The sequence below is a fragment of the Clostridium sp. AM27-31LB genome (genome assembly GCF_003480745.1).
Taxonomy (GTDB): Bacteria; Bacillota; Clostridia; order Lachnospirales; family Lachnospiraceae; genus Butyribacter; species Butyribacter intestini.
Genome location: NZ_QUJS01000004.1, coordinates 224,579 through 236,986, shown reverse-complemented (window position 1 = coordinate 236,986; position 12,408 = coordinate 224,579). Strand labels below are relative to the sequence as shown.

Annotated in this window: 10 protein-coding genes; all 10 read right to left on the bottom strand. The window is 38.1% G+C overall.

Annotated features, from left to right (window positions below; translation table 11 throughout):
• Positions 1-212: 212 nt before the first annotated feature.
• The 10 genes from DW721_RS08125 to DW721_RS08080 all read right to left on the bottom strand — a co-directional run bounded on the left by DW721_RS08125 (position 213) and on the right by DW721_RS08080 (position 12,394).
• Positions 213-398 carry a hypothetical protein gene (locus tag DW721_RS08125; RefSeq protein ID WP_118745435.1) on the bottom strand — a complete coding sequence of 62 codons (186 nt, stop codon included), beginning with the start codon at positions 396-398 and terminating at the stop codon, positions 213-215.
• 278 nt (positions 399-676) lie between these two features.
• Complete coding sequence (locus tag DW721_RS08120) at positions 677-1,060, bottom strand: hypothetical protein (RefSeq protein ID WP_118745434.1); 384 nt, start codon at positions 1,058-1,060, stop codon at positions 677-679.
• Between the two features lie 312 nt (positions 1,061-1,372).
• On the bottom strand, positions 1,373-2,353 hold the full coding sequence (locus DW721_RS08115) for a D-2-hydroxyacid dehydrogenase (protein ID WP_118745433.1): 981 nt from the start codon (positions 2,351-2,353) through the stop codon (positions 1,373-1,375).
• A gap of 82 nt (positions 2,354-2,435) precedes the next feature.
• Positions 2,436-3,188, bottom strand: a complete 753-nt coding sequence (gene pflA / locus DW721_RS08110; RefSeq protein WP_118745475.1) for a pyruvate formate-lyase-activating protein — start codon at positions 3,186-3,188, stop codon at positions 2,436-2,438.
• A gap of 135 nt (positions 3,189-3,323) precedes the next feature.
• Positions 3,324-5,576, bottom strand: a complete 2,253-nt coding sequence (pflB, locus tag DW721_RS08105; RefSeq protein WP_118745432.1) for a formate C-acetyltransferase — start codon at positions 5,574-5,576, stop codon at positions 3,324-3,326.
• Positions 5,577-5,873: 297 nt separating this feature from the next.
• Entirely contained in the window at positions 5,874-7,769 is a 1,896-nt protein-coding gene (locus DW721_RS08100) for a methyl-accepting chemotaxis protein (RefSeq protein WP_118745431.1), read from the bottom strand.
• Positions 7,770-7,801: 32 nt separating this feature from the next.
• The gene (locus tag DW721_RS08095; RefSeq protein ID WP_022013355.1) at positions 7,802-8,332 is read right to left on the bottom strand and encodes a chemotaxis protein CheW; all 531 of its coding nucleotides are present in this window, start codon (positions 8,330-8,332) and stop codon (positions 7,802-7,804) included.
• Between the two features lie 12 nt (positions 8,333-8,344).
• A complete protein-coding gene (locus DW721_RS08090; protein WP_118745430.1) occupies positions 8,345-10,528 on the bottom strand; it encodes a chemotaxis protein CheA in 2,184 nt (727 codons plus the stop codon).
• A gap of 283 nt (positions 10,529-10,811) precedes the next feature.
• The gene (locus DW721_RS08085) at positions 10,812-11,207 is read right to left on the bottom strand and encodes a response regulator (protein ID WP_022015018.1); all 396 of its coding nucleotides are present in this window, start codon (positions 11,205-11,207) and stop codon (positions 10,812-10,814) included.
• Positions 11,208-11,365: 158 nt separating this feature from the next.
• Entirely contained in the window at positions 11,366-12,394 is a 1,029-nt protein-coding gene (locus tag DW721_RS08080; protein ID WP_118745429.1) for a chemotaxis response regulator protein-glutamate methylesterase, read from the bottom strand.
• Positions 12,395-12,408: the final 14 nt, after the last annotated feature.

Genomic DNA, 12,408 nt, shown 5'->3' with positions numbered 1-12,408 from the left:
TACTTTTATAATTTATGATGCATGATACAAAACATCTTTTGCACAAGACATCGTAATTTATTTATATCAACCTTAACCCTTTTCTCCTATCTTCACGAACCAAAAATTATTATCATCCATACCAAATACTACACCATGTATGAAATTTTTGCCGTCAACAATACATAGTGTAAACATTCAATCGGATATCCTAAATCCACTCTGCTACCTTCTCACAACACTTTCAGACACAAAACAATAATCACAACTATGATGATAAATACAATGATAAAATTTCTCAAATATATTATCGTCTTTTTGATTCTCCGCTGATACTCTTCAATCTCGCCCAACTCAGCCGTTTTTTTTCTTATAAGACGATTTGTAAGTCTCTCGGAAATTTCATCACTGTCAAACATCCTGCATTTTTCCTCCTTTCTGCCGCAATTTATATCATTACCGTTTATCACATCTGCAATACTACGGTAATCTTATAACTAACTACTCCCGGCAAAAATACACCTATTTACAATGAAAATAATAACATATTTCATTGCATTTTTATGCAGGATGTAAAAAAACAAAGCGTTTTTGTAAGAATTTAAAGATGTAAGGCTTTTTATTTCTGCTCACACTTACATTATCCGGCAACACTCATTTTCAGGTAAATCAGATATTAGCTTTTCTCTATCTGCGTTTAAAACCCTGCCAGTTCTCTTAAATCGTTAATAACCTCTCTATCCATCTCATAACATTTTCCATTATAAAATACTTTTGACCCGGCAATCCCAATCTGCCATTTTTTGTCTTTACTTTTTATATAAAGTACACTGACCCCCTCAATCAATTCACTTTTTACTTTTTTATAGCCGGCATTATTAAGGTATGAAATAAACTTTTCTTTGTCCTTATCTGCCATGACTTTATTTCTTACAGAACCAATCTCCATTTCTATCGTCATTTTCTCAGGCTTTGCAAAACCAAAAAGTTTTACTCCCTTTACCTTTCTGTTACTATAGACTGCAAAAATTAAGATAAGGCAAACCACAATGCATATTGCAAAAATTTTTCCTTTTTTCATGAAATCCTTCCACTCCTTACTTTTTAGACAATGATGAAACCCATGTAAATACTGGTCCATTTACAGATGACTTAAAAGTTGTTTTTTCTCCTCGCCGTTTCACACTTTTTTAATTATACATTATCTTTCAATGTAATAACTATTAAACATTTACTTTCTATATTTAATATAGCATATGATTTGTTTTTTTTATTTAATGTAAAAAAACAAAGCGTTTTTGTAAAATTTTAAAGTTTTTCTCTAAAAAAAAGCATAAATATCTGATTAAATCTCATTTTTTATATATTTTGCAAATCATATCAGTAAATTTACCTAAATATCATAAACCGAATTTCTCACCTCACCGTTAAGGAATGACTCAATATTCTTATAAACTTCCTTCACACAGCGTTTTCTCGCTTCTACTGCTGCCCATGCGATATGCGGTGTTATATAAACATTGCTTCTGTCAAGAATTCTGTTTAAAGGATTGTCGTGCTTTATTGGTTCTCCGTTTAAAACATCAAGTCCTACAGCTCCTATCTCGTCATTCTCTATAGCCTCTGCCAATGCTTCATCGTCTATAATACCACCTCTGCCGAGATTTAAAAGTACCGCATCTTTTTTCATCTTCTTAAATGCACTCTCATTCATAAGTTTACTTGTCACATCATTTAGCGGTGCATGAATTGACACTATATCAGATCTTAAAAGCAGTTCATCAAACGAAACCTGTCTGTAATCGCTGTTACTGTTTTTTCCCGAAGTTGAATAATATATAACTTCACACCCAAATGCTTTTGCAATGTCAGCAACACGCCTGCCAATCCTGCCAAGACCGATAATGCCCCATGTCTTACCTGCAAGCTCATGAAACTTCTCTGGAAAACAGCCGAAGCCGACCTGTCTCTCGTACTCACCTCTCTTTACATAATCATCATAAAATCTCGACTTTTCCCACAGATAAAAAAGCAGCGAAAAGGTATGCTGCACCACTGCCTCCGTAGAATAGCCGACAACATTAGAAGCCGCAATTCCACGCTTCTTTATATAAGGAACATCAATTGGGTCAGTTCCTGTAGCCGTGATACAGATAAGTTTAAGATTTTTTGCATCCTTTAAAATAGACTCATCCATCTTAATCTTATTCATAACCGCAATATCCGCGTCCTTGATACGGACTGCATTTTCAGCCGGAGTATCTACATCATATACAGTAACATCACCGAGCTTATCAAAAGCAGACAGATCCATGTCATCACCAAGTGACTGTGCCTCCATAAAAACGATCTTTGGTCTTTTATCTTTATTCATTTTAACCTCATTTCTTTATATGCTTTTACACCATGTGAAAAACATCTGCAATTAACCATTTTCCAATCCCACAATACATCTTCTATTTAATATGAAGTATCTCCTTTGCCCTCTCCACCTGCTCTTTTGTAGGCGGCTCGACATCCTCAAGGCTGTACTTGTAACCGAGTTCTTTCCATTTAAATACACCAAGCGTATGATAAGGAAGTATCTCAACTTTTTTGACTGTCTTTAATTTTGAGATAAATTCATAAAGTCTTTTTAAGTATTTCTCATCATCATTTATCCCTGGAACAAGAACATGTCTTATCCACATATCTTTTCCCTGCTCCGAAAGATACTCAGCCATATCAAGTATATTTTTATTTGTAAATCCCGTAAGTTTTTTATGCTCCTCATCATCTATATGTTTTATGTCGAGCATAAATAAATCTGTGTATTTTAAAAGTTCATTGAACTTGTCGAAAAACTCCGGCTCTCTTGTAAACGGATTTCCGGCGGTATCGAGTGTTGTATGAATTTTGTCCTGCTTTGCAAGCTTAAAAAATTCGATAAGAAAATCTATCTGTAAAAGTGCTTCGCCGCCGCTTACCGTGATACCGCCGGTCTTTCCCCAATAACTTTTGTATCTTTTAGCCTGTTTTAAAAGTTCCTCCGGCGTCTTTAAATTATCATAGTCATCCCCCGGAAGTTTCCATGTATCAGGGTTATGGCAATATTTACAACGCATATTGCAACCCTGTAAAAAGACAAGAAATCTTACTCCTGGTCCGTCTGCCGAGCCAAAACTTTCTATTGAATGAACTCTTGCATATATCTGTTTATTTTCTAACATAATAATCTCCATTTCTGCACACATTTTTATATCAAGTTTGTGCCGAGTGTGCACAGCCACAAACTCCCCGCCAACGCCTTCTCGGCGGAAACGGGGAGTTATTATCTATTATCTGATTATTAATTTCGCTGCTTCTTACATATGGTCATGGCAGGTTCTTGCGATTACATCGAGCTGCTGCTCTCTTGTAAGGTCAATGAACTTAACTGCATATCCTGATACACGTATTGTGAAGTTTGCATACTCCTCTTTCTCAGGATGCTCCATAGCGTCGATAAGCTTTTCTTTACCGAATACATTGACATTGAGGTGATGTGCTCCCTGGTCGAAGTAACCATCCATTACCTGAACAAGGTTTGTCACACGCTCGCCATCCTCGTTTCCGAGTGCTCCCGGATTGATTGTCTGTGTATTTGAAATTCCATCAAGTGCCCACTCATATGGAAGTTTTGTGAGTGAGTTAAGCGAAGCTAAAAGTCCACTCTTTTCTGCACCGTAGCTTGGGTTTGCTCCAGGTGATAAAGGCTCTCCGGCTTTTCTTCCGTCAGGCATTGAACCTGTTGCTTTTCCGTAAACTACATTTGATGTGATTGTAAGAATTGATGTTGTAGGCTCTGAGCGTCTGTATGTGTGATGCTTCTTAATCTTATCCATGAATGTCCCAAGAAGCCATACACCAATCTCATCTGCTCTGTCATCATCATTTCCGTATCTAGGGAAATCTCCCTCTATCTCATAATCTTTTGCAAGTCCGTTCTCATCACGGATAACCTTAACCTTTGCATATTTGATAGCTGAAAGCGAGTCAATTACATGAGAAAATCCTGCGATACCTGTTGCAAATGTTCTCTTTAAGTCTGTATCCATAAGTGCAAGCTCTGCTGCCTCATAATAATATTTATCATGCATATACTGAATAAGGTTAAGCGTATTTACATAAAGGTCTGCAAGCCAGTCCATCATATCATCATATCTTTCCATTACCTCATCATAGTCAAGGTACTCAGATGTGATAGGTCTGTACTTAGGTCCTACCTGGTCGCCTGTCTTTTCATCAATACCGCCGTTGATAGCATAAAGGAGACACTTAGCAAGGTTTGCTCTTGCCCCAAAGAACTGCATTTCCTTACCTGTCTGTGTTGCTGATACACAGCAGCAGATAGCGTAATCATCGCCCCATACAGGCTTCATTGCATCATCGTTCTCATACTGGATAGAGCTTGTTGTGATGGAAATCTTAGCTGCATATCTCTTAAAGTTGTCAGGAAGTTTTGATGAATAAAATACCGTAAGGTTTGGCTCAGGAGCAGGTCCCATATTCTCAAGTGTATGAAGAAAACGGTAATCAGTCTTTGTTACCATTGAGCGTCCGTCAACACCGGTTCCCGCAACATCAAGTGTAGCCCATACAGGATCACCTGAGAAAAGTTCATTATATGATGGGATTCTTGCAAATTTAACCATTCTGAACTTCATTGTCATATGATCGATAAGCTCCTGTGCTTCTTTCTCTGTAAGGATGCCTTTCTTCATATCTCTCTCAATATAAATATCAATGAATGTTGACACACGGCCTACTGACATTGCTGCACCGTTCTGTGTCTTGATCGCTGCAAGGTATCCGAAGTAAATCCACTGGATTGCTTCTTTTGCGTTCTTTGCCGGCTCAGAAATATCAAATCCGTAAATCTCAGCCATTTTCTTCATGTTTTCAAGGGCACGAATCTGTTCTGCGATTTCTTCTCTAAGACGGATAACTTCGCCTTTCATGCTTCCGCTTCCACATTTGAGCTTGTCTTTCTTCTTCTCTTCAATAAGGAAGTCGATACCATAAAGCGCAACTCGTCTGTAATCACCTACGATACGACCACGACCGTATGTATCAGGAAGTCCTGTCATTATCTTATTGTGACGCGCCTTAAGCATTTCAGGTGTATATGCATCAAATACAGCAGTATTATGAGTTTTGTGATATACCGTGAAAATCTTTTTAATCTCAGGGTCTACTTCATATCCGTATGTCTCGCAAGCCTGAACTGCCATCTTGATACCGCCATAAGGCATAAATGCACGCTTGAGAGGTTTATCTGTCTGAAGTCCTACTACTTTCTCTAAGTCCTTTAACGACTCATCTATATATCCCGCATCATGTGAAGTAATCGAAGATACGATTTTTGTATCCATATCAAGCACTCCGCCTTTTGCTCTCTCTTCTTTCTGAAGTTTCTGAAGTGCTCCCCAAAGCTTATCTGTAGCCTCAGTAGGTCCCTCAAGGAATGATTCATCACCTTCATATGGTGTATAGTTGTCCTGAATAAACTGTCTGACATTGATTTCCTCTTTCCAGAGTCTTCCTTCAAAGCCATCCCATTCTTTCATCTCTACCACGATAATTTCCTCCTGTATATTGATAAAATGTATAAATTATATTTGTTATGGTATAAAAATAACTTTATACCTGCAACAACTAATTTTTATCATGTATTTAACCTATAGTCAAGTGTTTCTAATTAACAAATTTTCTCATATTATCTTTTTTATTGACAAAAAAAGTTTTTATGTCATTTTTATCAGCAACAAAACACCCGTAAAATAAGCATTACGGGTGTTTTGAGGAATTTTCTTTATTTACTTAATGAATAAATTATTTCAAATATTATATATTTATGATTAGTGTACGGTCAATCAATATTTACTATAACCATTATCTTCTAATGATATAATATTCTCATTTTCACTGTAGCTGCTCTGTCCTGCAAACTCTGAAGCATCAGGTATGCGGTGTGCACTGTTGTTAAATCCTGCACTATTTGAAACTCCAAATGAATCTATTTTTTTTGCCATACCTGTGTTTGTACCTATATTTCCTGACTGACTGCCATAATCTGTGCCTGTCATTCCCGGATTATTTTTAAGTTTATAATTTCCAAGAAGCACCTTAAGGTTCTGAGCCTGATTTGACAACTGTTCACTTGCGGCTGCACACTGTTCGCTTGTAGCAGAATTATTCTGAATGACAGATGAGACCTGTCCGATAGCCTCGTCTATCTGACTGAGTGCTGTTGCCTGCTCAGTTGAGGACTCTGCGATATTGGCAACTATCCTGACTATCTCCTCAACATTTCCTGCTATGGCTGCAAGTTTTGAAGCTGTTTCACTTGCTATAACTGAACCGTTCTGAGTCTTTTCGATAGAATCTTCTATCATTTCTGCTGTCTCACTCGCTGCTGCCGCACTCTTTGCTGCAAGGTTTCTTACTTCCTCAGCTACTACTGCAAATCCCTTGCCATGCTCACCTGCTCTCGCTGCCTCTACCGCTGCATTAAGTGCAAGTATGTTCGTCTGGAATGCAATATCATCAATCGTCTTGATAATCTTTGATATATTTTCTGATGACTCTGTAATATCCTGCATTGCCGACATCATTCTGTTCATCTCATCTGTTCCGGCTGATGCCTCATCCTTTGCCTGATTCACAAGATTTTCAGCTTCTTTTGCTTCCTCTGCATTCTGCTTAGTTCTGGATGTTACTTCTGTAATTGATGCTGTCACCTGCTCAATTGCACTTGCCTGCTGTGTAGAACCCTGTGCAAGTGACTGGCTTGCTATTGCCACCTGCTGTGCTCCTGCACCTACCTGATATGCAGATTCTTTAATATTTCCAAGCGTCTTATTATTTGAGTCAACCATCAGTTTAAATGCAAAACCAAGCTGATCTGCTGTTGTCTGTGGATTTATCTGCATTGAGAGATTTCCTCCTGCAACATCATTCGCTACGGCAACCTCTCTCTTCATTCTTTCAACAACTTTATTAAAGCTGTTTATCATTTTTCCAAGTTCATCGTTTGTCGTCGCAACAATCTTATCACCTGAAAGGTCACCTGTTGAAATCTTTTCTGCCAGGTCGGTAAGTGCTTTGATAGGTTTTGTAAGAAATCTTGTATATGTAGTGGCAATAATGATAAAAAATACAAGACATATAAATGTTATAATACTCAAAACAACACTTGACTGCTCATTTCGTTTTTCAACATTTTTTCTTCCTGCATCACTCTTATCACTAAAATACTTTGATACGCTTGAAACTTCCTCGTCAACATCATCTGATACTGCTTTTACGGAATCATTGTATATCTTCATTGCCTGAGTATATTTTTTCTGTGATACAAGTGTCATTATCTGCTTAAATGCTGCAGTTCCGTCATTCAATATTTTTTTAACATTTTCAAGAGAAGTTTTAGCCTGTCCGTTCTCATCCGTCTTTGGAATAGAGTCTATAAGATCATCAAGCTCTTTTGTACAGGTTTCTGACGATTCCGTAATCTCTTTTGAAAGTGAACTCAAATCTATACCGTCATTTGCTGCATATGCATAGTCAGACAAAAGACTTGCAAGTTCTTTATAATTCTTAGTAAAAGTTCCTATATCAATGCATTTTTGTGTATATGTATCATATACCGTATTATATTTATCGGCTATTGTTCTCTGTGCATTTATTCCCATAATACTAAATACTATCAAAATAATTCCTGCGACTCCATATCCAATAAAAGTCCTTTTAGCCAAACTCAAATTCTTCATATGTTTTTTCCTCCATTTATATTGATTTTTATTTATTCTTCCTCTGTTTCATCTTCCGCTTCATCATCCTTTTCAGGCTCCGGGTCATTGATAAGCTTGTCCGGGTCAAGTAAAAGCTTAACCTCGCCGTTTACCCTGCCTATTCCAAACACATATTTTTTCGCCTGCATTGCAAGGTCGCTGACGCTTGGCGGAGGAGTTATCTCATTTTCAGCAAATGCTGCAACTTCATCAATCGCATCTACGATAAGACCTATGACTGTTGACTTGACATCTATAACTATAACGCAAGTTCTGTCATTGTATTCAAGTGGTTCTTTTCCAAACCTTATCCTTACATCTATAACAGGTATAATCTTTCCTCTAAGATTTATAAGCCCTATAAGATAATCCTGCGTTTCAGGTACTTTTGTTATCTGCGATAAGCCGATTATCTCGTTTACATATTTGATTGAAATACCATATATCTCGTCCGAACACTTAAATGTCATATATTGTTCTTTTTGAATTTCGTCCTCAACAATAACATCAGGTATATCCATTTTTCCATCGGTTAAATCCATTCTGCACCTCCATCAATTCATCACAAGTCCGCCTGTGTCAAGTATCAGGCTGATGCTTCCATCACCAAGCTGCGTACATCCCGATATACCCTTTACTTTCTTTACATAGGAAGGTATAGGTTTGACAACTATCTCCTGTTCACCTGCCAGTCTGTCAGCAAATACAGCAAGTTTTCTGTCCTCATGATTAAGTATGATAACTATTCCTTCATCAATTTCTTCAACCGCATTATCAAGATGGTAAAATCTGTTTAATCTGATAAGCGGATAACATTCCTCCCTTATCATGACATATTCTTCACCGTCAGGTTCTACTATAAGTTTATCTTTCTCAATGCGTATAAATTCTGTAACAGAGTTCGTCGGTGTAACAAAATTCGTCTCTCCGACAGAAAAAATTATTCCATCAATTATCGCAAGTGTGAGAGGAATCTTCATCGTCATAGTAGAACCCTGCCCCTCAACACTCTCAATGTCAAGCACACCGCCAACCTGCTGGATATTCTTAACAACAACATCCATTCCTACACCTCTGCCCGAATATTCGGTAACTTTCTTCTTTGTAGAAAAGCCCGGTACCGTTATGAAATTGAATATTTCTTTTTCTGTAAGGTCTTTTTCTGTTCTGTTTCCCAAGAGACCATTTGCCTTTGCCTTTTCAAGGATTTCATCCTTTTTAAGACCCTTACCGTTGTCTGATACCGATATCCATACCTGACCGCCCTCATTTTTGGCTTCGAGCACAACCTTTCCCTTTTCCGTCTTTCCGATGGCTTTTCTGTCCTCGTCACTCTCAATTCCGTGGTCAACAGAATTTCTTATAAGATGCATGAGAGGATCTGAAATATGTTCGATAATATTTTTATCAACCTCAGTGTCCTCACCGATAACCTCAAGTTCTATATCTTTGCCAAGCTTTTTGGATGTATCATAAACTATTCTGTTCATCTTCTGGAATGTATTTTTAAGCGGCATCATACGCATTGCCATTATGGCATCCTGAAGTTCTGATGTTATTTTTGAAAGCTGGCCTGCTGACTTTTGGAAGTTTGTAAGGTCAAGTCCCGGCACTTTAAGGTCAGGATTTTGCAAAACTACTGCTTCTGCGATAACAAGCTCTCCGATAAGATCCATCAAAAGATCCATCTTTTTAATATTTACACTGATAAAACTCTGTGCTTCACCTTTCTTGACCGGAGCACGCTTTGGCTTTTTCTTTGGCTTTGCCTTCTGCTCTGCCTTATCCGTTTCGTTTTCCTTTGTCTGTTTGTCAGCTTCTTCTTTTTCTTCCCGCGAACTGCCCGGCTTCTGGCTGTCTACAAGTATCGTAGGTTTCTCTACCGGAGCTGTGAGAACATCTCCTGCACTCGATGCCGGTTTACTCTCAGCCTCCACACAAAAATCAAGAAATTCATCACTGGTACACTCTTTTATCTCTATGTTTTCTATTCCTGCACTTGAATTTATAAGTTCAGTTATAGTTTGTGGTCCCTCTGTAGTCTGAAGTGCAATCCTAAAACCAAATTCAAGAACAACATCTGCACTGTCAGGATTTGAGATAATGTCAGATGGCGTATAAAGTATATCCTCCGCAATCCCTTTAAGTGAATTGACAGCCATATATGCTCTTATGTTCGCCATCTCAGTCTCTTTATAATATGTAATATATATATTGTAGAACTTGCTGTCATCCGATGCCACAGGTGCAATATAAAAATGTGGTTTTTCACTTTCTTTTGCTTTTTCCTGTTTTTCAGCTATAACCTGTTCTGCGTCTTTATCTGATTTGTTTTGAATTTTCTTTAAAAACTTATCGAGTTTCTCTATCAATGCTGCTGGATCTTCGTCAGGATCAGCGCCATCTTTTATCTTTTCCAGTTCTTCTGTTATAAAATCCGATACTTCAAGTACATCATCGACAAGCTCGTCATGTGGTACATCATCAGGATGACTTTCTCTGATAAAATAAAATACATCTTCTAGTTTATGTGCAAGTGTTGCAACATTCTGAAACATCATAACTGCCGATGATCCCTTTATAGTATGCATGATACGAAATATCTCGTTTACATTGTCTTCGTCAAACTCTCCAACATCCTTACTTTCAAGACATATGTTTTCGAGGTTTTCAAGTCCCTGCTCTGTTTCAAAGATGAACATATCGAGCATACCTTCGGTAATCATATCATCTCCCATAACACCCTCCTATTCTGTCTGTACTATTTATCCGGCCGTTTCATAGCGGCGATATGTTTTATTTTCCGTGTCCCAATCCCTTTTGCATAACACAAAAATTTATGATAAGTAAACCGGTGCGGTTCTAGTGCACTGTATCAATGACATTTCGCCAAATAACTTGTATAAGTTTTCATCTGCTGCGTTGTCGTCAATCGCCGTAGCACGCTACGGCTCATTCCTCCGCCTTGCAGAATGAAAATTTACCCTGCGTTATTTAGTTGAAAATCAATGATACAGTACACTAGTCAATAAGTTCAAGTTTGCGAAGCACGCTCTCAAATTTCACCTGGTCGATAGGTTTTCCTGCGTATGCTACACAGCCAAGATCAAATGCTTTGTTTACATTTGCCCCCTCATTGAGTGCCGTTGTCATAATTATCTTTGCTCTCTGATCCTCCGGAATCTTTCTCTCCTGCTCAATATCTCTTATCGCTTTAAGCGCCTGATAACCGTCAAGTGCCGGCATCATAATGTCAAGGCACACAAGATCGTATGGTGTATCAGCGTCAAGTGCCATAAGATATGCATCTACAGCCTCCATACCGTCTACTGTAATATCACATTCACCAAATTTTGATAAAAATTTAAGCATAAACTTTCTGCTTGCAAAATCATCCTCTGCTATTAATATTCTCATAATTTCTTCCTCCTGTTATCTGGAATTTTTATATTTATTTCTATCTGTTTTCTATAAAAAAGTTTTACTATGGAACGATGTTTTGCTTGGACATCGTTACTATGGAATGATGTTTTGACATCGTTACTATGGAATGATGTTTTGCTTTGACATCATTACTATGGAATGGTATTCAAAATATTATATATTTTTGATGCTATATTCTCAAGCGGTTCCTGATATTGCACAGCCCCTATGTCATATGCAACCTTTGGCATTCCATAAACAACACAGCTTTTCTCATCCTCACCGATAGTATGTGCTCCTCTTTTCCTCATGGCAAGAAGCCCTCTCGCACCATCCGAGCCCATACCGGTAAGTATAACACCGACAGCATCACTCGCCGCCGCTTTTGCAACAGATTTGAACAAAACATCCACTGACGGACAATGACCGTTTACTTTTTCTGCTTCAAAACATTTAACATAATATCTGCCATTCTCACGCATAAGCGTCATATGCTTGTCACCGGGGGCTATAAGTATCTTGCCATCCTCTACAAGATCGCCGTCCTTTGCCTCCCTGACTTTAACACGGCATTCTTTGTCAAGTCTTGCTGCATACATCTCTGTAAATCCCGGCGGCATATGCTGCACTATTACCGTTCCCGGAATATTGGGATAAAAATTTTTGACAACACTGAGTATTGCCTCCGTCCCACCGGTAGATGCCCCTATCGCAACTATTTTATTGTTGTATTTTCTTTTAATATTGTTTGGAGAAACCGCAATCTGCTTTTTCTTCTCCTCTGCAAGCTTATCATGATATGCCGCTTTTACTTTTGCAATAAGTTCTTCGTGCACCCATTTATATATCGCATCACCGTCCATGTCATGCGGCTTCTGAAGATAATCAACTGCCCCGTAGATAGCATAATCCGTCGGTGTCTGCTGCATCGAACTAATCATTATAACTTTCATCGGATGCTGCGGCATAAGTTTTTTCATAAATTCTATACCGTTCATCCTCGGCATCTCTATATCAAGTGTCATAACATCAGGATTAAATCTGATTATCATATCTCTTGCCTGATATGGATCTCCCGCCATGGCAACGACTTCTATCTCAGGATCTTCGTCAAGAAATTCCGACAACATTTTTCTAAACATAATCGAATCATCAACTACAAGAACCTTTACCCTCCTCATATAATCCCTCATTT

What these genes read in the sequence shown, in the direction of transcription:
- DW721_RS08125 (WP_118745435.1), bottom strand. Translation starts at nt 398, where the DNA reads ATGTTTGACAGTGATGAAATTTCCGAGAGACTTACAAATCGTCTTATA.
- DW721_RS08120 (WP_118745434.1), bottom strand. Translation starts at nt 1,060, where the DNA reads ATGAAAAAAGGAAAAATTTTTGCAATATGCATTGTGGTTTGCCTTATC.
- DW721_RS08115 (WP_118745433.1), bottom strand. Translation starts at nt 2,353, where the DNA reads ATGAATAAAGATAAAAGACCAAAGATCGTTTTTATGGAGGCACAGTCA.
- pflA (WP_118745475.1), bottom strand. Translation starts at nt 3,188, where the DNA reads ATGTTAGAAAATAAACAGATATATGCAAGAGTTCATTCAATAGAAAGT.
- DW721_RS08100 (WP_118745431.1), bottom strand. Translation starts at nt 7,769, where the DNA reads ATGAAGAATTTGAGTTTGGCTAAAAGGACTTTTATTGGATATGGAGTC.
- DW721_RS08095 (WP_022013355.1), bottom strand. Translation starts at nt 8,332, where the DNA reads ATGGATTTAACCGATGGAAAAATGGATATACCTGATGTTATTGTTGAG.
- DW721_RS08090 (WP_118745430.1), bottom strand. Translation starts at nt 10,528, where the DNA reads ATGGGAGATGATATGATTACCGAAGGTATGCTCGATATGTTCATCTTT.
- DW721_RS08085 (WP_022015018.1), bottom strand. Translation starts at nt 11,207, where the DNA reads ATGAGAATATTAATAGCAGAGGATGATTTTGCAAGCAGAAAGTTTATG.
- DW721_RS08080 (WP_118745429.1), bottom strand. Translation starts at nt 12,394, where the DNA reads ATGAGGAGGGTAAAGGTTCTTGTAGTTGATGATTCGATTATGTTTAGA.